The following is a 16,585-nucleotide window of genomic DNA, read 5'->3' as shown; positions in this document are numbered from 1 at the left end:
TATTTTCAACAGGCAATCAATAGGCCTGTCACACTCAGTATATATTCTAACTACTACAGCGCAATCAAATTTACACTAGCCAACGTGCGGCTGTTGGACAATTTGATCGACAGCTTTAAGGTTCTATGCAACCGTTACTGCTTTGATATGTGCTTTCAATGCTGATAAAAACTGATCAGCATGATCTTTCGTAATATTCAAAGCAGGCAACAAGCGAATTACGAAAGGTTTAGCCTCCCCTGTAAAGATACGGTTCTTTAGCAAAAGATCTTTCTTTACATGAGCCAAAGATTCAGGTAGTTCTATACCGATCATTAATCCTCTTCCCCTCACTTCAACAATATCTTCGATTTGTTTAAGCTCATCAATAAGATATTGTCCGACTTGCGCCGCATTCTCCATCAACTTATCTTGTTGGATAACTTCCAATACAGCCAGTGCGGCAGCACATGCGAGATGATTGCCACCAAATGTCGTTCCCAGACTCCCGTAAGTCGCCTTAAATTTGGGCGATATACTGATTGCACCAATTGGAAAACCATTGCCCATCCCTTTTGCCATCGTGTAAATATCGGCTTCAACGCCCGAATAATCCTGCGCATAGAATAAGCCTGTTCTTCCATACCCACATTGTACTTCATCTGCAATAAACACGGCATTATATTGATCACAAAGAGAGCGAATCAACTGAAGAAACGATACTGACGCTTCCCTGATTCCACCTACGCCCTGAATACTTTCTACGATAACAGATGAAATTTCATTACCATATGATGCGAAAGCCTCCGTTAAAGCCGCTTCATCATTGAAAGGAAGAAATACAATATTATCGGTCTCGTTGACGGGAGCCACGATACTCGGGTTATCTGTTGCCGCTACGGCCAATGAAGTCCTTCCATGAAAAGCTTTTGAAAACGCTATGACTTTCTTACGCTTATTGTAAAAAGAAGCCAGCTTCAATGCATTTTCATTTGCTTCCGCGCCGGAATTGCAAAGAAATAAATCATAATCAACCTTTCCCGAAACTTCCCCTAACAATCGGGCAAGTTCACGCTGAATTGGAATCTCGACAGAGTTGGAATAGAACCCAATACGGTTCAATTGTTCTGTGATGCGTTGTACATAATGTGGGTGCGTGTGTCCGATCGATATCACAGCATGGCCACCATACAAGTCCAAGTAAGCATTTCCTTCGGCATCCCACACCGTTGATCCATTAGCCTTTATTATGTTAATGGGATTAATGGGATAAACATCAAATGGTTTCATCTTAATGAATTATAGATTGATAAACGAAATAGCTAGTAATAGAAAAAGCTATCAGATTTTAGCAATACAAATATATTAGTTATAACGGTAGGAATGGTCATAAAATAAAAAAAGTCCCCTTAAAAAGAGGACTTTTTTATGCTAGATCAGAAGAAGACTATTCTCCGTCTACTTTTTCTTCACCTTCTACTTCAGCTTTAACTTCTGCAGGAGCTTCAGTTTCAGCAGTAGCAGCTTTTTTAGCACCACCACGACGACGAGTAGCTTTTTTCTCAGCAGCAGCAGCTTTTTTACCGTAGATTTCGTTGTAATCAACTAGTTCGATGAAAGCCATTTCCGCGTTATCACCTAAACGGTTTTCCATTTTGATGATACGAGTGTAACCACCTGGACGGTTAGCTACTTTTTCAGAAATTTCGCGGAATAAGATAGAAACAGCGTCTTTATCTTTCAAATAAGCGAATACTGTACGACGAGAGTGTGTTGTGTCGTTTTTAGATTTAGTAATCAAAGGCTCAACATACGTACGTAATGCTTTAGCTTTAGCCAAAGTAGTTGTAATACGTTTGTGTAGGATTAATGATGTTGCCATGTTAGCCAACATTGCTTTTCTATGGCTATCCGTACGGCCTAAGTGATTTACTTTTTTTCCGTGTCTCATTTTGATTTTATTATACTAATCGTACCGTTTTTGTATATGCCATTTATGTGAACATCACATATCCAGACAGCCAAAAGGAATTACGACTAGTGGTCGCTTAATAAATTATTATTCTTCGTCTAATTTGTATTTTGCCAAGTTCATTCCGAATGATAAACCTTTCGATTTAACCAATTCTTGGATTTCACTTAACGATTTTTTACCGAAGTTTCTGAATTTCAACATATCAGCTACGTCATAAGTTACTAACTCAGCCAATGTGCGAATATCCGCAGCTTTCAAACAGTTCAATGCACGAACTGAAAGATCAAGATCTACTAATTCTGTTTTCAAGATCTTACGCATATGTAAGATTTCTTCGTCAACAACTTTAGTTTCTTCTTTCGTTTGAGACTCAAGAAGCATATTCTCATCAGAGAATAAAATAAAGTGTTGAATTAAGATCTTAGCAGCTTCTTTCAAAGCTTCTTCGGGGTGAATTGAGCCATCAGTAGAGATATCCAACAACAATTTCTCGTAGTCAGTTTTTTGCTCTACACGGTAATTCTCAATGGTATATTTAACATTCTTGATCGGAGTAAAGATCGAATCGATTGCGATAACACCTACTGGAGCATCAACAACTTTATTCTCATCAGCATTTACGTATCCACGACCTTTGGCAATACTCAATTCCAATTCAATTGTCACTGAATTATCCATGTTACAGATTACCATGTCTGGGTTTAAGACCGTAAAGTTATTAGAGAATTTTGTGATATCACCAGCTAAGAATTGCTCTTGACCATTGATTACTACAAATACCTTTTCGTTGTCACCAATCTCACCTGTTTTTTTGAAACGAATTTGTTTCAAGTTCAAGATAATTTCAGTTACGTCTTCAACAACACCTTTGATCGTTGAAAATTCGTGCGAAACGCCAGAAAACCTTATCGACGTAATTGCATATCCTTCTAAAGAGGACAATAGAATACGGCGCAAAGCATTACCAATGGTTACACCAAAACCAGGCTCCAATGGACGAAATTCAAACGTACCATCAAAATCCGTAGATTTTTGCATGATAACTTTATCCGGTCTTTGAAATGCTAAAATTGCCATTTATTTTCTTTTAATGTTTTATTTGTAATAATAATTGTAATACAATAGAAGATGCATACCCCAAAAATTGGACTATGCATTCTTCTATTTTATTTATTATTTAGAGTATAACTCAACGATTAAGTTCTCTTTGATGTTTTCAGGAATGTCAGCTCTTTCTGGATAGCTTAAGAAAGTACCTGTCAATTCTTTCGCATTCCACTCTAACCAAGAAAATTTGTTTACAGTACGACCTGCAACTGAATTTGTGATGGCTTCAAGTGTTTGAGAACGTTCACGAACTGCTACAACGTCACCTGGACGCAAGCTATATGATGGAATGTTAACAACTTCGCCGTTAACAGTAACGTGTTTATGGGATACCAACTGACGAGCAGCGGCACGAGAAGTAGCGATACCTAAACGGTAAACTACGTTATCCAAGCGAGCTTCTAACAATTTCAAGAAGATCTCACCTGTAATACCTTGTTTAGAGGCAGCTTTAACAAATAAGTTTGAGAACTGACGCTCCAATACACCGTAAGTGTATTTTGCTTTTTGTTTTTCTAACAACTGAATAGCATATTCAGATTGTTTACCTCTGCGTTTAGAAGCTCCATGTTGTCCAGGAGGGTAATTTTTCTTTTCTAACGCTTTATCTGGGCCGAAGATCGGCTCTCTAAATTTACGGGCAATTTTGGACTTAGGTCCTGTATATCTAGCCATTTTCTTTTACAATTAAAGTATCTATCAGCCTATAGCCGATGAATCTTATCTTTAAATTAATTAAACTCTTCTGCGTTTTGGAGGACGACAACCGTTGTGAGGAAGTGGAGTGATATCTTTGATAGTAGTCACATCAATTCCTACTGTTTGTAATGTTCTGATTGCCGATTCACGACCAGCACCAGGTCCTTTAACAAACACTTCAACTTTACGTAAACCCAAGTCGTGAGCAACTTTTCCACAGTCTTGTGCAGCTTGACCAGCAGCGTATGGAGTGTTCTTTTTAGAACCACGGAAACCCATTTTACCAGCACTAGACCAAGAAATAGTTTGACCTTGATTATTTGTCAAAGTTACAATGATATTGTTAAACGTTGCGTTAATGTGAGCCTGACCTACAGGTTCGATAACAACGATACGCTTTTTTGCAGCTTTTTTAGTTTTAGCCATTTCTTATTTATTATTTAGTAGCTTTTTTCTTGTTTGCAACTGTCTTACGTTTACCTTTACGAGTACGTGAGTTGTTTTTAGTACGTTGACCACGAACTGGTAAGTGTTTACGGTGACGCAATCCACGGTAACAACCGATATCCATTAAACGTTTGATGTTTAATTGAATTTCAGAACGCAATGCACCTTCAACTTTCAATTCGTCGTTAATGATGGTACGAATTGCTGCCAATTGCTCATCATTCCACTCTTGTACCTTCACATCTTCGCTGATACCAGCTTTTTCCAAGATATATTCAGCTCTTGTACGACCGATACCAAAAATATAGGTAAGGCCGATCACACCTCTTTTGTTTTTAGGTAAATCAATACCTGCTATCCTTGCCATATAATATTAAGCTATTATTTTTTTAATGAATTAACCCTGACGTTGTTTAAACTTTGGGTTCTTTTTGTTGATTACAAAAACTTTACCTTTACGACGGATGATCTTACAGTCCGCGCTACGTTTTTTTATTGATGCTCTTACTTTCATGATATTTATTTTTTCAAAAGCTTGCGCTAATACAAGGGCTTATGGCTATTTATAGCGATAAGTAATCCTTCCTTTAGTCAAATCATACGGAGACATTTCCAATTTAACTTTATCACCAGGTAAAATTTTGATATAGTGCATGCGCATTTTACCAGAAATATGGGCAATGATTTCATGTCCATTTTCCAACTCTACCCTAAACATAGCATTAGAAAGTGCCTCTCTAATTATACCGTCTTGTTCTATTGAGGCTTGTTTAGCCATATATTCTCGATTAAATTTAATTTAAAAGCCTGCGAACAGGAGTGCAAAGATAAATAAAAATAATTGAAAACCAACTACTTTTTGTTCAAAACTTTCTCTACATGTTCGAATGTCAGCAACACATCTGGTTCTCCTTTTCGGATTGCAACCATCTGTTCGAAGTGCGCCGATAATTTCCCATCCACTGTACTTACTGTCCAACCATCATCCCAAAAACGAACACCTGCACGCCCCGCATTGATCATCGGTTCGATACAAATAACCAAACCTTCTTCCAATTTAGGACCAGCACCTCGTTTTCCATAATTAGGAACCTCAGGTTTTTCATGTAAGTGATAACCAACTCCGTGTCCAACCAGCTCACGAACAATTCCGAATCCGAATTTGCTCACATACTCCTGAACAGCTGAAGAGATATCCCCAACACGTTTACCAGCCACCGCCTGTTCAACACCTTTGTACAATGATTCCTTTGTTACATCCAATAACAACTGTGCTTCCTCAGATATTTCACCTACACCAAAGGTGTATGCTGAATCACTGATAAAGCCGTTCAGATTGACACCACCATCGACCGAAACAAGATCTCCATCTTTAATTTCATAGTCACTTGGAAAACCGTGTACAATTTGATCGTTGACAGATATACACAAAGAATACGGAAATCCCTGATAATTTAAGAACGCAGGCGTCCCGCCGTTATCATGGATATACTCATAAGCTAATTTATCAAGAGATATAGTCTTTACCCCAGGTTTAATCACTTTTGCGATTTCACCAAGCAATTGCGAAAGCACATCTGCTGACTTCCGCAATTGCTCTATATCTTCTGCTGACTTATAAAATACTTTAGACATCTAAAGAAATTAAATTGCCGAATGATCCATTCCCTCAACAGACGCGGCCGAACGACCTTTAATACGACCTGTTTTCATTAATCCATCGTAATGACGCATCAATAAATGAGATTCGATCTGTTGCAAAGTATCCAACACTACACCTACTAAAATCAATAATGACGTACCACCGTAGAAGTGCGCAAATTGATTATTAATACCAAACAAACTTGCAATAGCAGGTAGAATAGCAATGATCGCTAAGAAAATTGCACCTGGAAATGTAATATTTGATATTACGCGGTCTATAAAATTACTAGTTTCCAATCCCGGTTTAATACCCGGCACAAAACCTCCGTTCTTCTTCATGTCGTCCGACATCTGTTGTGGGTTCACCATAATCGCTGTATAGAAAAACGTAAATGCGATAATTAACACCGCAAATGTCACGTTATATGCTACAGAAGTATAGTTACTCAACGAAGTCAAAAATTCCGACTGAAGATTTGGGAAGAACTGTCCTAAACTCATTGGCACAAACATGATTGCCTGCGCAAAAATGATAGGCATTACACCTGCAGCATTTACCTTTAAAGGTATATACTGACGTACTCCACCGACTTGCTTGTTTCCAACGATTTTCTTCGCGTATTGTACAGGGATCTTACGAACACCTTGTACGATCAAGATCGTAAAGATCACAACAAAGAACAAAGCTACAAATTCAAGCAACAATGGAATTGGACCACCACCACCTTTCGCCATTCTAGAAACCCATTCCGCAGTGATACCACTTGGCAATTGAGCGATAATACCAGTCATGATGATCAAAGAAATACCATTACCGATACCTTTATCCGTAATTTTTTCCCCTAACCACATCACAAATAAAGTACCGCCTGTCAAAACTATAGCAGTTAGAATAGTGAATAATGGGTCAGCTATTGTCTTAGCACTTGGCTCGATTTGAGTACGTACATAAGCAAAAGCCTGAAGCAAAGTAATCCCTAAAGTTAAATAGCGAGTAATTTGATTCATTTTTTGACGACCACTTTCCCCTTCCTTCTGCATCTTTTGGAAGTAAGGAACCGCGATGCCCAGCAATTGAACAACAATGGATGCCGAAATATATGGCATTACCCCTAAAGCAAAGATAGCCGAACGAGAGAAAGATCCCCCCGCAAACATATCCAGTAAGCCCAATAAACCCTCTTTTTGACCAGAAGCCAAAGCATGAGGATTTACACCTGGTAATACCACGTGACATCCAATACGGTAAATCAAAAGAAAAAGTAAGGTATTTAGAATACGCGTACGTAAATCATCGATTTTCCAAATATTGGTTAAGGTTGTGATTAGTTTCTTCATTTATTAAATTTTAACGATAGAACCGCCTGCAGCTTCAATAGCTTTTTGAGCAGAAGCAGTAAACGCGTGCGCTGTTACTTCAACTTTAGCTTTCAATTCACCGCGACCCAAGATTTTAACTTTGTCATTTTTAGACACTAAACCATGAGCTTTCAATGCATCGAAATCTACAGCTGTTAAATTGTGTTTCTCGATCAACGCTTGTAAAGTATCTAGGTTCACACCATTGTACTCAACACGGTTGATGTTTTTGAAACCAAATTTAGGCACACGACGTTGCAAAGGCATTTGACCACCTTCGAAACCGATTTTCGTAGAGTGACCTGAACGAGAACCAGCACCTTTGTGACCACGTGTTGAAGTACCACCACGACCAGAACCAGTACCACGGCCAATACGTTTGCTACTTTTTACTGCACCTTTTGCAGGTTTTAAATTACTTAAGTTCATTTTAAACTAAATTGTGCTAGCCCTTCGCTCTCACTAAACAGGTACTAGCGATTAAAAAATAATGATTATTAATAACAAGTAATGGAAGAAGCCCAAAGACCTCTTCCATATGCTAATATTAAATAGTTTCGATAGCTACTAAATGGTTTACTTTACGTACCATTCCAATAATTGATGGAGTAGCTTCAACTTCTACTGAGTGGTTGATTCTTTTCAAACCCAATGCCTCAATAGTTTTCTTTTGGCGCTCGCTTCTGTCGATAACGCTCTTTATCTGGGTGATTTTAATTTTTGCCATGATAATTAACCGTTAAATACTTTATTTAAATCGACACCGCGGTGTTGGGCTACTGTATATGCATCGCGCATGCTTGCTAAAGCTGTTACAGTTGCTTTTACCACGTTGTGTGGGTTAGAAGAACCTAATGATTTAGCCAATACGTCTTTGATACCAGCAGACTCCAATACTGCGCGCATTGCACCACCGGCTAAAACTCCTGTACCTGCGATAGCTGGTTTAACCAAAACTGAACCACCAGAATATTTACCATATTGCTCATGCGGAACAGTACCTTTGATAATAGGAACTTTCACCAAATTTTTCTTTGCGTCGTCAATACCTTTCGTGATTGCTTCTGTTACCTCTTTAGCTTTACCTAAACCGTAACCAACAATACCGTTTTCATCACCTACTACAACAATTGCAGAGAAGCTGAAAGTACGACCACCTTTAGTAACTTTAGCTACACGTTGGATACTTACTAAGCGATCTTTTAATTCAATTTCGCTTGATTTTACTCTTTTTATATTGCTTAATGCCATTTCTTTCTATGATTAAAAGTCTAAACCGCCTTCGCGAGCACCTTCAGCCAAAGATTTGATACGGCCATGGTATAAGTACCCATTACGGTCAAAAACTACTTTATTAATACCTGCTGCTAATGCTTTTTCAGCCACTAGTTTACCTACAGCTTTAGATTGATCAACCTTGTTACCAGATGCAACAAACTCTTTTGACAAGCTAGATGCAGCAACTAATGTTTTACCTGCATTGTCGTCAATGATTTGCGCATAGATACCTTTGTTACTTCTAAAAACCGATAAACGTGGACGTTCAGACGTTCCAGCAAGGTTTTTTCTGATTCCTTTTTTGATTCTCTCTCTACGAGATGCTTTTTGTCCTGCCATGATTATTATTTTTTAGCTGATTTACCTGCTTTTCTTCTCAATACTTCACCTGCAAACTTAACACCTTTTCCTTTGTAAGGTTCTGGTTTACGGAAGCCACGGATTTTTGCCGCTACCTGTCCGATCAATTGTTTGTCAGCACACTCCAAAGTGATTGTAGGGTTTTTACCTTTATCAGCAGTAGTTGATACTTTAACCTCTTTTGGCAATACAAAAACAATCTGGTGAGAGAAACCTAAAGTTAACTCTAATACATTACCAGTACTTGAAGCACGGTAACCTACACCGACTAACTCTTGCGTAGTTTTGTAACCTTCAGTCACACCGTGAACCATGTTAGCCAACAGGGAACGGTATAGACCGTGTAATGCTTTGTGTTTCTTTTGATCAGTTGGACGTGTTACAACGATATTGCCCTCTTCTTGAGCAATCGTGATGTCACGATCAACTTGTTGTGTTAATTCGCCTTTAGGACCTTTTACTGAAACTAAGTTTTTGTCCGAAATAGTAACAGTTACCCCAGCAGGGATAGCGATAGGCGCTTTTCCAATTCTTGACATTTCTTTGTGCTTTTACCTAGATTAATAAACGTAACATAAAACTTCACCACCAACATTTTGAAGTCTAGCTTCCTTATCTGTCATTACACCTTTAGATGTTGACAAGATAGCAATACCTAAACCGTTCAAAACTCGAGGCATAGTATCAACGCTTGCATACTTTCTTAAACCAGGTTTACTCACACGTGTCAACGTACGAATAGCCGGAATTTTGCTAATTGGATTATATTTCAATGCGATTTTGATCGTACCCTGTACGCCATTCTCATCGAATTTGTAATTAGCAATGTAACCTTTGTCAAAAAGAACTTTCGTGATCTCTTTTTTAAGGTTCGATGCAGGAATTTCAACAACCCTGTGGTTGGCCTTGATGGCATTCCTTACTCGTGTAAGGTAATCCGCAATTGGATCTGTAGTCATTATATATGAAAATTTGTGACAGCGGTTTCCCTCCCAACCATTGGTATGGGACCTTCTATCTGTTAAACAATTTTAAAATGCAAAAACCCCGGCAATCCTCAGTTGAATTGCCCGGGCAAAATTAAGTATTTTTTTTTAATTACCAAGAAGCTTTTTTCACCCCTGGGATTTTGCCATCTAAAGCCATCTCACGGAATGTTACACGAGAGATACCGAATTGACGCATATATCCTTTAGGACGGCCAGTCAATTTACAACGATTATGTAAACGTACTGGAGAAGCATTTTTAGGCAATTTATCTAATGCAACGTAATCGCCAGCAGCTTTTAATTCTGCACGTTTTGCCGCATATTTAGCTACCAATTTAGCGCGTTTTACTTCGCGTGCTTTTAATCCTTCTTTAGCCATTGTTATTAGTATTTTGATTTTTAAATGGTAAACCGAATTGTTTCAACAATTCTAAAGCCTCAACATCATTTTGAGCAGAAGTCACGAAAGTGATATCCATACCTTGGATCTTGTTGATTTTATCAATGTTGATCTCAGGGAAAATGATTTGCTCAGTGATACCTAAGTTATAGTTACCACGTCCGTCGAAACCTTTATCGTTGATACCGCGGAAGTCACGAATACGTGGAAGCGATACTGCTACCAAACGATCCAAGAATTCAAACATATTGTTGTCACGTAAAGTAACACGTGCCCCTACAGGCATACCTTTACGTAATTTAAAGTTTGAAATATCTTTTTTCGATTTTGTAGCAACGGCTTGTTGACCTGTGATTAAAGTCAACTCAGCAATAGCGTTATCGATTAATTTTTTGTCAGCTGTTGCAGCTCCTACGCCTTGTGAAACAACGATTTTCTCAAGTTTAGGAACCTGCATAATACTTTTATACTGAAATTTTTCTTGAAGTGCTTTACGGATTTCTTCCGCATATTTCACTTTTAATCTTGGTACGTAAGTCATTATTTAATTTCCTCCCCTGATTTTTTAGCGTAACGAACTAATTTACCATCTGCATTTAACTTACGACCTACACGTGTAGTTGCACCTGTTTTAGGATCGATAACAGCTAAATTAGAGATGTGAATACCAGCTTCTTTCTCAATGATACCACCATTAGGATTAGCTGCACTTGGTTTAGTGTGTTTTTTTACGATGTTAGCGCCCTCAACGATAGCTCTATTTTTATCCACTAAAACAGTTAATACTTTTCCTTGAACACCTTTAGAGTTACCAGCGATAACTTTCACTAAATCACCTTTTTTAATTTTGATTTTGTGCGTAGTTGTTTTTGTTTTTTGTGCCATAATTATAAAACCTCCGGTGCTAATGATACAATTTTCATGAACTGTTTCTCACGCAACTCTCTAGCAACAGGGCCAAAGATACGTGTACCACGTGGTTCATCATTATTATTTAATAATACAGCGGCGTTGTCATCGAAACGGATATATGAACCATCTTTACGACGGATTTCCTTTTTCGTTCTAACGACTACTGCTTTAGAAACGGAACCTTTTTTCACGTTTCCTGAAGGCATAGCGCTTTTCACCGATACAACAATCTTATCTCCGATTGATGCATAACGCTTGCGCGTACCGCCCAATACACGGATTACTAAAACTTGTTTAGCACCGCTATTGTCAGCTACATTAAGTCTTGATTCTTGTTGTACCATGTTATTTAGCTCTTTCTATAATTTCTACTAATCTCCAGTTTTTTGTTTTACTCAGCGGACGAGTTTCCATGATTAATACCGTATCGCCGATACCGCAGGTATTAGTTTCGTCATGAGCTTTAAATTTAGTAGTTTTTTTAACGAACTTACCATAGATCGGGTGTTTCACTTTACGTTCCACTGATACCACGATAGACTTGTCCATCTTGTTGCTAACTACTAAGCCGATTCTTGTTTTTCTTAAATTTCTTTCCATTTCGACTTTAAATTTTACGCCTCAGAGGCTGTTTCATTTTTAGCTGCAGCTTTGCGTGCACTGATCTCTGTACTGATACGAGCGATAGTTTTGCGTGCTGCTTTGATCACGTTAGGGTTCTCAATAGCTGAAACAGCATGTGCAAATTTCAATTTTGTAAGGGCTGTTTTCTCTTCTACAAGACGAGCTTTTAAGTCCTCATTAGATAATTCTAAAATTTCTGAATTTTTCATGTTTTTTCAGTTGTTATTTGGGTTATCATCGCTTTATATATAGCGTTAGGGGTAACGGCCCTAACGCTTAAATGATGACATTACCAAGATTTTTATGCTTCAACGTAGTCTCTACGAATCACAAACTTAGTTTGAACCGGAAGTTTTTGAGCTGCAAGGCGTAAAGCTTCTTTGGCAATTTCCAAAGGCACACCTTCTGCTTCAAATAACATACGGCCTGGGCGTACTACTGCTACCCAGTATTCTGGAGCACCCTTACCTTTACCCATACGTACCTCTGCAGGTTTTTTCGTAACAGGTTTGTCAGGGAAAATACGAATCCAAACTTGACCTTCACGTTTCATATAACGTGTAACCGCAATACGAGCTGCCTCGATTTGACGACTAGTGATCCATGCTTGCTCCATTGTTTTGATACCGAAAGAACCGAAAGCTAACTCCGCTCCACGAGAAGCGTTACCTTTCATGCGGCCTTTCTGCATCTTTCTGAACTTCGTTCTTTTTGGCTGTAACATGTTCGTATACTTTTTAAATCTGCTTTTTCAGCAGGTTTTTGTTGTAATCTAAATAACTATTAATCTTTTTTCGGACCACGGTTGCTTCCACCACGGTTGTTTCCACCACGGTTATTTCCACCGCGACCACCTTTGTTGTTACGGTTGTCACGACGTTCGCCACCACCTTCGTGGTTGCCACGTGATTTTACACCAGATGCTTGACCAATGTTTGGAGATAAGTCACGTTTACCGTAAACCTCACCTTTACAGATCCAAACTTTGATACCAATTTTACCGTATGTAGTCAATGCTTCAGCTAAAGCGTAGTCGATATCAGCACGCAATGTGTGTAAAGGAGTTCTTCCTTCTTTGTATTGTTCAGTACGCGCCATTTCAGCACCACCTAAACGACCAGAACACATGATTTTGATACCTTCTGCACCCATACGCATTGTAGAAGCGATTGAAGTTTTCATTGCACGACGGAATGAAATACGTGCCTCTAATTGTTTAGCGACACCTTCAGCTACTAACTTCGCATCTAACTCAGGGCGTTTGATCTCGAAAATGTTGATTTGAACATCCTTTTTAGTCAGTTTTTTCAACTCTTCTTTGATCTTGTCAACTTCTTGACCACCTTTACCGATAACGATACCTGGACGAGCAGTGTGAATTGTAACAGTGATACGTTTTAAAGTTCTTTCGATAACAACTTTAGCTACACCACCTTTTGCAATACGAACAGAAAGATATTTTCTGATTTTTTCGTCTTCAACTAATTTATCGGAATAGTTTTTACCTCCGAACCAGTTAGAATCCCAACCTTTGATGATTCCTAATCTGCTACCTATTGGATTTGCTTTTTGTCCCATTTCTCAATAAATTAGTTTTGTTCAACGTTTAATTTGCTATCAACTACCAACGTAACGTGATTTGAACGTTTACGAACTCTGTATCCGCGACCTTGAGGAGCCGGACGCAATCTTTTCAATTGACGACCACCACCTACTGATACTTCTTTTACAATTAGTTCGCTTTCTTCCACTGATTTACCTTCGTTTTTGGCTTCCCAGTTTTTGATTGCAGATAATAATAATTTTTCTACACGAGCAGCAGCTTCTTTACTTGAGTGTTTCAAAATGTATAATGCATTTTCCACACGTTGACCGCGAATTAAGTCTACCACTAAACGCATCTTACGAGGCGAAGTAGGGCAGTTCAATAATTTGGCATCCGAAGCTCCTCCTTTTTGAGCTTTCTCTTGCTCTTTGCGTTGTCTAATTAAGACAGACTTTTTAAGTTTTTTTGTTGCTTCCATTACCTATTATTTTTTCTTTTCTGCGTGGCCTCTGAATGTACGCGTAGGCGCGAATTCACCAAGCTTGTGACCTACCATATTCTCTGTTACATAAACAGGGATAAATTTGTTCCCGTTGTGCACTGCGAAGGTATGGCCAACAAAATCAGGTGAAATCATTGATCTACGAGACCATGTTTTGATAACTGACTTTTTGTTAGTTTCATTCATAGAAAGAACTTTTCTTTCTAAGTTGTGATCGATATAAGGACCTTTTTTAATTGAACGAGCCATTATTTTTTCCTTCTCTCAATGATGTAACGATTCGATGTTTTCTTCTTGTAACGTGTTTTGAAGCCTTTAGCTAATACACCTGTACGTGAGCGTGGGTGACCTCCTGAAGTACGGCCTTCACCACCACCCATAGGGTGATCTACTGGGTTCATCGCAACACCACGAACTCTTGGACGACGACCTAACCAACGTTTGCGACCTGCTTTACCTAACACTTGGTTAGATCTTTCATGGTTCGATACCGAACCAATTGTAGCAACACAAGTCAATAAGATCATACGTGTTTCGCTCGAAGGCAATTTGATGATGGCATATTTACCATCACGAGCAGACAATTGAGCATAAGTACCAGCCGAACGAGCAATTGAACCACCTTGACCAGGATTTAATTCAATGTTGTGGATGATAGAACCCAATGGAATGTTTGCTAATGGTAATGTATTACCAACTTCTGGGGCAACTTTATCACCTGCAATTACAGTTTGACCAACTACTAAACCAGCTGGAGCAAGGATGTAACGTTTTTCACCATCAGCGTAATGCAACAAGGCAATACGAGCAGTACGATTTGGATCGTACTCGATAGTAGCTACTTTTGCAGGGATATCTTTTTTATCGCGTTTGAAATCAATTAATCGGTATACTTTTTTATGTCCCCCACCGAGATAACGCATAGTCATTTTACCGGAGTTATTACGACCGCCTGATTTCTTGTTGATTTTTACTACTAACGATTTTTCAGGAACGTTTGTAGTAACATCAGAGTAGTCAGCGCCTACTCTAAAACGAGTACCAGGGGTTACCGGTTTGAATCTTTTAACTGCCATTTTTTATTATATAGTACTGTAAAAGTCAATAGTTTCGCCGTCTTTAATAGTAATGACAGCCTTTTTATACTTAGGAGCTCTACCAGATACGAAACCTGCTTTTGTGTAACGGCTTTTTGCTTTACCAGCTACTACTGCAGTGTTTACAGCAAGAACTGTAACACCAAACATAGCCTCAACAGCTGCTTTAATCTGGATTTTGTTTGCTCTGTGATCTACTTTGAAAGCGTAACGGTTTAATTTCTCCGTTAACAAAGAAGCTTTCTCAGTCAAGATAGGTTTTTTAATAATTTCCATATTACTTAGCTAATGCTTCCTCCAAAGATTTAACAGAATCTGTAGTCAACAATAATTTTGTTGCGTTCAATACATCATATGTATTTAAATCAGATGCAACAATAACTTTTGCTTTTTTCAAGTTTCTGCTTGATTTATAAACAATTTCATCGTAAGCTGGCAATACCAACAATGTTTTCTCATCAGCTACATTCAACGCATTGATTAAAGCAACATAATTTTTAGTTTTGATAGCATCGAATTTTACTTCATCCAATACCACAATGTTATTATCTTTTGCTTTGTAAGATAACGCTGATTTACGTGCCACTTGTTTCAATTTTTTGTTCAATTTGAACGAGTAGTCACGAGGTTGAGGACCGAATACACGACCACCACCATTAAACAATGGAGATTTGATAGAACCCGCACGAGCACCACCAGTACCTTTTTGTTTGTGTAATTTACGAGTAGAACCCGCGATTTCGTTACGTTGTTTAGATTTGTGAGTTCCTTGGCGTTGGTTCGCTAAGTATTGTTTCACATCCAAATAGATCGCATGATCGTTAGGCTCTAACCCAAATACCGACTCAGGAAGTTGCACCTTGGCACCTGTTTCTTTACCTGATAAATTTAAAACTTTAACTTCCATCTCTACTATTTGTCTACGATTACATAAGAACCTTTAGCTCCTGGAATGGAACCACTAACAACGATAAGGTTTTGCTCAGCGTAAACTTTCAACACCTGTAAGTTTTGAACTTTAACTCTGTCACCACCTGTACGACCAGCCATGCGCATACCTTTGAATACGCGTGAAGGCCATGATGAAGCACCTAATGAACCTGGAGCACGTAATCTGTTGTGCTGACCGTGAGTCGCACCACCTACACCACCAAATCCATGACGTTTCATTACACCTTGGAAACCTTTACCTTTTGAAGTACCGACTACATCTACGTACTCACCTTCTTCAAAAAGAGTAACGTCAACTACGTCACCAAGTTGTTTTGCATCTGGGAAAGTTTTAAACTCTACCAACTTACGCTTAGGCGTTGTGTTTGCTTTCGCAAAGTGCCCTTTCAAAGGAGCTGTCGTGTTTTTCTCCTTAGCTTCGTCGAAACCAAGTTGAATTGCCGAGTAGCCATCCTTTTCTTCCGTACGTATCTGCGTAACCACGCACGGCCCGGCCTGAATCACTGTACAAGGAATATTTTTCCCATCAGCGTTAAACAGGCTCGTCATTCCTACTTTTTTTCCAATAATACCTGACATGTTGTAAATTAATTAATTAAAAGTCCTTCGAAGCAGTAGGGCTTCGCTCAAGACATACTATTCCCATTAAGGGACTGCAAAGTTACAAACATTTTTATAACTGTCAAATAATTAGTGAATTATTTTTTTTATTTTCT

At 38.6% G+C, this 16,585-nt stretch carries 30 protein-coding genes; all 30 read right to left on the bottom strand.

The genetic code is table 11. The features are described from left to right. Positions 1-123: 123 nt before the first annotated feature. A complete protein-coding gene (locus B3297_RS06565; protein ID WP_286778592.1) occupies positions 124-1,269 on the bottom strand; it encodes an aspartate aminotransferase family protein in 1,146 nt (381 codons plus the stop codon). 157 nt (positions 1,270-1,426) lie between these two features. Next, positions 1,427-1,930 carry a 50S ribosomal protein L17 gene (gene rplQ / locus B3297_RS06560; RefSeq protein WP_070570394.1) on the bottom strand — a complete coding sequence of 168 codons (504 nt, stop codon included), beginning with the start codon at positions 1,928-1,930 and terminating at the stop codon, positions 1,427-1,429. Positions 1,931-2,038: 108 nt separating this feature from the next. Further along, positions 2,039-3,031 (bottom strand): DNA-directed RNA polymerase subunit alpha, encoded by a 993-nt coding sequence (locus B3297_RS06555; RefSeq protein ID WP_046674887.1) that lies wholly within the window; start codon positions 3,029-3,031, stop codon positions 2,039-2,041. A 96-nt stretch (positions 3,032-3,127) separates the two neighbouring features. Further along, positions 3,128-3,736 carry a 30S ribosomal protein S4 gene (gene rpsD, locus B3297_RS06550; protein WP_046674886.1) on the bottom strand — a complete coding sequence of 203 codons (609 nt, stop codon included), beginning with the start codon at positions 3,734-3,736 and terminating at the stop codon, positions 3,128-3,130. A 60-nt stretch (positions 3,737-3,796) separates the two neighbouring features. Then, a complete protein-coding gene (rpsK, locus tag B3297_RS06545; protein WP_046674885.1) occupies positions 3,797-4,186 on the bottom strand; it encodes a 30S ribosomal protein S11 in 390 nt (129 codons plus the stop codon). Between the two features lie 10 nt (positions 4,187-4,196). Next, positions 4,197-4,574, bottom strand: a complete 378-nt coding sequence (gene rpsM / locus B3297_RS06540; protein WP_046674884.1) for a 30S ribosomal protein S13 — start codon at positions 4,572-4,574, stop codon at positions 4,197-4,199. Positions 4,575-4,604: 30 nt separating this feature from the next. After that, positions 4,605-4,721, bottom strand: a complete 117-nt coding sequence (gene ykgO, locus B3297_RS06535) for a type B 50S ribosomal protein L36 (RefSeq protein WP_013665024.1) — start codon at positions 4,719-4,721, stop codon at positions 4,605-4,607. Between the two features lie 45 nt (positions 4,722-4,766). Next, positions 4,767-4,985 (bottom strand): translation initiation factor IF-1, encoded by a 219-nt coding sequence (gene infA / locus B3297_RS06530; protein ID WP_002997456.1) that lies wholly within the window; start codon positions 4,983-4,985, stop codon positions 4,767-4,769. A 74-nt stretch (positions 4,986-5,059) separates the two neighbouring features. Then, complete coding sequence (gene map / locus B3297_RS06525; protein ID WP_046674883.1) at positions 5,060-5,842, bottom strand: type I methionyl aminopeptidase; 783 nt, start codon at positions 5,840-5,842, stop codon at positions 5,060-5,062. A 9-nt stretch (positions 5,843-5,851) separates the two neighbouring features. Next, positions 5,852-7,189: a preprotein translocase subunit SecY gene (gene secY / locus B3297_RS06520; protein ID WP_046674882.1), complete on the bottom strand. Its 1,338-nt coding sequence runs from the start codon at positions 7,187-7,189 to the stop codon at positions 5,852-5,854. Between the two features lie 3 nt (positions 7,190-7,192). Further along, positions 7,193-7,639 carry a 50S ribosomal protein L15 gene (rplO, locus tag B3297_RS06515; protein WP_070570400.1) on the bottom strand — a complete coding sequence of 149 codons (447 nt, stop codon included), beginning with the start codon at positions 7,637-7,639 and terminating at the stop codon, positions 7,193-7,195. 118 nt (positions 7,640-7,757) lie between these two features. Continuing rightward, entirely contained in the window at positions 7,758-7,937 is a 180-nt protein-coding gene (gene rpmD / locus B3297_RS06510) for a 50S ribosomal protein L30 (protein WP_046674880.1), read from the bottom strand. A gap of 5 nt (positions 7,938-7,942) precedes the next feature. Next, positions 7,943-8,461 (bottom strand): 30S ribosomal protein S5, encoded by a 519-nt coding sequence (gene rpsE / locus B3297_RS06505; RefSeq protein WP_070570402.1) that lies wholly within the window; start codon positions 8,459-8,461, stop codon positions 7,943-7,945. A 12-nt stretch (positions 8,462-8,473) separates the two neighbouring features. Then, on the bottom strand, positions 8,474-8,836 hold the full coding sequence (rplR, locus tag B3297_RS06500) for a 50S ribosomal protein L18 (RefSeq protein WP_172462327.1): 363 nt from the start codon (positions 8,834-8,836) through the stop codon (positions 8,474-8,476). After that, entirely contained in the window at positions 8,833-9,387 is a 555-nt protein-coding gene (gene rplF, locus B3297_RS06495; RefSeq protein WP_070570404.1) for a 50S ribosomal protein L6, read from the bottom strand. The genes rplR and rplF overlap by 4 nt, the downstream gene beginning before the upstream one ends. Before the next feature lie 21 nt (positions 9,388-9,408). Continuing rightward, the gene (rpsH, locus tag B3297_RS06490; RefSeq protein ID WP_223584601.1) at positions 9,409-9,810 is read right to left on the bottom strand and encodes a 30S ribosomal protein S8; all 402 of its coding nucleotides are present in this window, start codon (positions 9,808-9,810) and stop codon (positions 9,409-9,411) included. A 136-nt stretch (positions 9,811-9,946) separates the two neighbouring features. Then, a complete protein-coding gene (rpsN, locus tag B3297_RS06485; RefSeq protein WP_028071569.1) occupies positions 9,947-10,216 on the bottom strand; it encodes a 30S ribosomal protein S14 in 270 nt (89 codons plus the stop codon). Next, on the bottom strand, positions 10,209-10,778 hold the full coding sequence (gene rplE / locus B3297_RS06480; RefSeq protein WP_046674875.1) for a 50S ribosomal protein L5: 570 nt from the start codon (positions 10,776-10,778) through the stop codon (positions 10,209-10,211). Before rplE ends, rpsN begins: the two co-directional genes overlap by 8 nt. After that, on the bottom strand, positions 10,778-11,122 hold the full coding sequence (gene rplX / locus B3297_RS06475) for a 50S ribosomal protein L24 (protein WP_070570406.1): 345 nt from the start codon (positions 11,120-11,122) through the stop codon (positions 10,778-10,780). The genes rplE and rplX overlap by 1 nt, the downstream gene beginning before the upstream one ends. 2 nt (positions 11,123-11,124) lie before the next feature. Further along, positions 11,125-11,493, bottom strand: a complete 369-nt coding sequence (gene rplN, locus B3297_RS06470) for a 50S ribosomal protein L14 (RefSeq protein ID WP_046674873.1) — start codon at positions 11,491-11,493, stop codon at positions 11,125-11,127. A gap of 1 nt (position 11,494) precedes the next feature. Further along, entirely contained in the window at positions 11,495-11,749 is a 255-nt protein-coding gene (gene rpsQ / locus B3297_RS06465) for a 30S ribosomal protein S17 (RefSeq protein WP_046674872.1), read from the bottom strand. Between the two features lie 14 nt (positions 11,750-11,763). Beyond that, positions 11,764-11,982: a 50S ribosomal protein L29 gene (gene rpmC / locus B3297_RS06460; RefSeq protein ID WP_046674871.1), complete on the bottom strand. Its 219-nt coding sequence runs from the start codon at positions 11,980-11,982 to the stop codon at positions 11,764-11,766. A gap of 92 nt (positions 11,983-12,074) precedes the next feature. Continuing rightward, entirely contained in the window at positions 12,075-12,497 is a 423-nt protein-coding gene (rplP, locus tag B3297_RS06455) for a 50S ribosomal protein L16 (protein WP_046674870.1), read from the bottom strand. A 59-nt stretch (positions 12,498-12,556) separates the two neighbouring features. Next, the gene (gene rpsC, locus B3297_RS06450; protein ID WP_046674869.1) at positions 12,557-13,351 is read right to left on the bottom strand and encodes a 30S ribosomal protein S3; all 795 of its coding nucleotides are present in this window, start codon (positions 13,349-13,351) and stop codon (positions 12,557-12,559) included. A gap of 11 nt (positions 13,352-13,362) precedes the next feature. After that, positions 13,363-13,797, bottom strand: coding sequence for a 50S ribosomal protein L22 (rplV, locus tag B3297_RS06445; RefSeq protein WP_070570408.1), 435 nt, complete (start codon positions 13,795-13,797; stop codon positions 13,363-13,365). Between the two features lie 6 nt (positions 13,798-13,803). Continuing rightward, positions 13,804-14,070: a 30S ribosomal protein S19 gene (gene rpsS, locus B3297_RS06440; protein ID WP_002997495.1), complete on the bottom strand. Its 267-nt coding sequence runs from the start codon at positions 14,068-14,070 to the stop codon at positions 13,804-13,806. Beyond that, positions 14,070-14,897, bottom strand: a complete 828-nt coding sequence (rplB, locus tag B3297_RS06435; RefSeq protein ID WP_046674867.1) for a 50S ribosomal protein L2 — start codon at positions 14,895-14,897, stop codon at positions 14,070-14,072. Before rplB ends, rpsS begins: the two co-directional genes overlap by 1 nt. A gap of 6 nt (positions 14,898-14,903) precedes the next feature. After that, positions 14,904-15,194 (bottom strand): 50S ribosomal protein L23, encoded by a 291-nt coding sequence (gene rplW, locus B3297_RS06430; RefSeq protein ID WP_046674866.1) that lies wholly within the window; start codon positions 15,192-15,194, stop codon positions 14,904-14,906. A 1-nt stretch (position 15,195) separates the two neighbouring features. Continuing rightward, on the bottom strand, positions 15,196-15,825 hold the full coding sequence (gene rplD, locus B3297_RS06425) for a 50S ribosomal protein L4 (protein ID WP_075990873.1): 630 nt from the start codon (positions 15,823-15,825) through the stop codon (positions 15,196-15,198). Between the two features lie 5 nt (positions 15,826-15,830). Beyond that, a complete protein-coding gene (gene rplC, locus B3297_RS06420) occupies positions 15,831-16,448 on the bottom strand; it encodes a 50S ribosomal protein L3 (RefSeq protein ID WP_046674864.1) in 618 nt (205 codons plus the stop codon). Between the last annotated feature and the right edge of the window lie 137 nt (positions 16,449-16,585).

The organism is Sphingobacterium sp. UBA3519, assembly GCF_002377215.1.
Classification (GTDB): domain Bacteria; phylum Bacteroidota; class Bacteroidia; order Sphingobacteriales; family Sphingobacteriaceae; genus Sphingobacterium; species Sphingobacterium multivorum.
Note: the sequence above shows the minus strand (reverse complement) of the source record. Positions and strands in the feature narration are given on the sequence as shown.

What these genes read in the sequence shown, in the direction of transcription:
- rplQ (WP_070570394.1), bottom strand. Translation starts at nt 1,930, where the DNA reads ATGAGACACGGAAAAAAAGTAAATCACTTAGGCCGTACGGATAGCCAT.
- rplX (WP_070570406.1), bottom strand. Translation starts at nt 11,122, where the DNA reads ATGGCACAAAAAACAAAAACAACTACGCACAAAATCAAAATTAAAAAA.
- rplB (WP_046674867.1), bottom strand. Translation starts at nt 14,897, where the DNA reads ATGGCAGTTAAAAGATTCAAACCGGTAACCCCTGGTACTCGTTTTAGA.
- B3297_RS06555 (WP_046674887.1), bottom strand. Translation starts at nt 3,031, where the DNA reads ATGGCAATTTTAGCATTTCAAAGACCGGATAAAGTTATCATGCAAAAA.
- rplP (WP_046674870.1), bottom strand. Translation starts at nt 12,497, where the DNA reads ATGTTACAGCCAAAAAGAACGAAGTTCAGAAAGATGCAGAAAGGCCGC.
- rplE (WP_046674875.1), bottom strand. Translation starts at nt 10,778, where the DNA reads ATGACTTACGTACCAAGATTAAAAGTGAAATATGCGGAAGAAATCCGT.
- ykgO (WP_013665024.1), bottom strand. Translation starts at nt 4,721, where the DNA reads ATGAAAGTAAGAGCATCAATAAAAAAACGTAGCGCGGACTGTAAGATC.
- B3297_RS06565 (WP_286778592.1), bottom strand. Translation starts at nt 1,269, where the DNA reads ATGAAACCATTTGATGTTTATCCCATTAATCCCATTAACATAATAAAG.
- rpsS (WP_002997495.1), bottom strand. Translation starts at nt 14,070, where the DNA reads ATGGCTCGTTCAATTAAAAAAGGTCCTTATATCGATCACAACTTAGAA.
- rpmD (WP_046674880.1), bottom strand. Translation starts at nt 7,937, where the DNA reads ATGGCAAAAATTAAAATCACCCAGATAAAGAGCGTTATCGACAGAAGC.
- rplW (WP_046674866.1), bottom strand. Translation starts at nt 15,194, where the DNA reads ATGGAAATTATTAAAAAACCTATCTTGACTGAGAAAGCTTCTTTGTTA.
- rpmC (WP_046674871.1), bottom strand. Translation starts at nt 11,982, where the DNA reads ATGAAAAATTCAGAAATTTTAGAATTATCTAATGAGGACTTAAAAGCT.
- rplF (WP_070570404.1), bottom strand. Translation starts at nt 9,387, where the DNA reads ATGTCAAGAATTGGAAAAGCGCCTATCGCTATCCCTGCTGGGGTAACT.
- rpsE (WP_070570402.1), bottom strand. Translation starts at nt 8,461, where the DNA reads ATGGCATTAAGCAATATAAAAAGAGTAAAATCAAGCGAAATTGAATTA.
- infA (WP_002997456.1), bottom strand. Translation starts at nt 4,985, where the DNA reads ATGGCTAAACAAGCCTCAATAGAACAAGACGGTATAATTAGAGAGGCA.
- secY (WP_046674882.1), bottom strand. Translation starts at nt 7,189, where the DNA reads ATGAAGAAACTAATCACAACCTTAACCAATATTTGGAAAATCGATGAT.
- rplO (WP_070570400.1), bottom strand. Translation starts at nt 7,639, where the DNA reads ATGAACTTAAGTAATTTAAAACCTGCAAAAGGTGCAGTAAAAAGTAGC.
- rpsD (WP_046674886.1), bottom strand. Translation starts at nt 3,736, where the DNA reads ATGGCTAGATATACAGGACCTAAGTCCAAAATTGCCCGTAAATTTAGA.
- rplC (WP_046674864.1), bottom strand. Translation starts at nt 16,448, where the DNA reads ATGTCAGGTATTATTGGAAAAAAAGTAGGAATGACGAGCCTGTTTAAC.
- rplN (WP_046674873.1), bottom strand. Translation starts at nt 11,493, where the DNA reads ATGGTACAACAAGAATCAAGACTTAATGTAGCTGACAATAGCGGTGCT.
- rpsQ (WP_046674872.1), bottom strand. Translation starts at nt 11,749, where the DNA reads ATGGAAAGAAATTTAAGAAAAACAAGAATCGGCTTAGTAGTTAGCAAC.
- rplV (WP_070570408.1), bottom strand. Translation starts at nt 13,797, where the DNA reads ATGGAAGCAACAAAAAAACTTAAAAAGTCTGTCTTAATTAGACAACGC.
- map (WP_046674883.1), bottom strand. Translation starts at nt 5,842, where the DNA reads ATGTCTAAAGTATTTTATAAGTCAGCAGAAGATATAGAGCAATTGCGG.
- rpsC (WP_046674869.1), bottom strand. Translation starts at nt 13,351, where the DNA reads ATGGGACAAAAAGCAAATCCAATAGGTAGCAGATTAGGAATCATCAAA.
- rpsK (WP_046674885.1), bottom strand. Translation starts at nt 4,186, where the DNA reads ATGGCTAAAACTAAAAAAGCTGCAAAAAAGCGTATCGTTGTTATCGAA.
- rpsM (WP_046674884.1), bottom strand. Translation starts at nt 4,574, where the DNA reads ATGGCAAGGATAGCAGGTATTGATTTACCTAAAAACAAAAGAGGTGTG.
- rpsN (WP_028071569.1), bottom strand. Translation starts at nt 10,216, where the DNA reads ATGGCTAAAGAAGGATTAAAAGCACGCGAAGTAAAACGCGCTAAATTG.
- rplD (WP_075990873.1), bottom strand. Translation starts at nt 15,825, where the DNA reads ATGGAAGTTAAAGTTTTAAATTTATCAGGTAAAGAAACAGGTGCCAAG.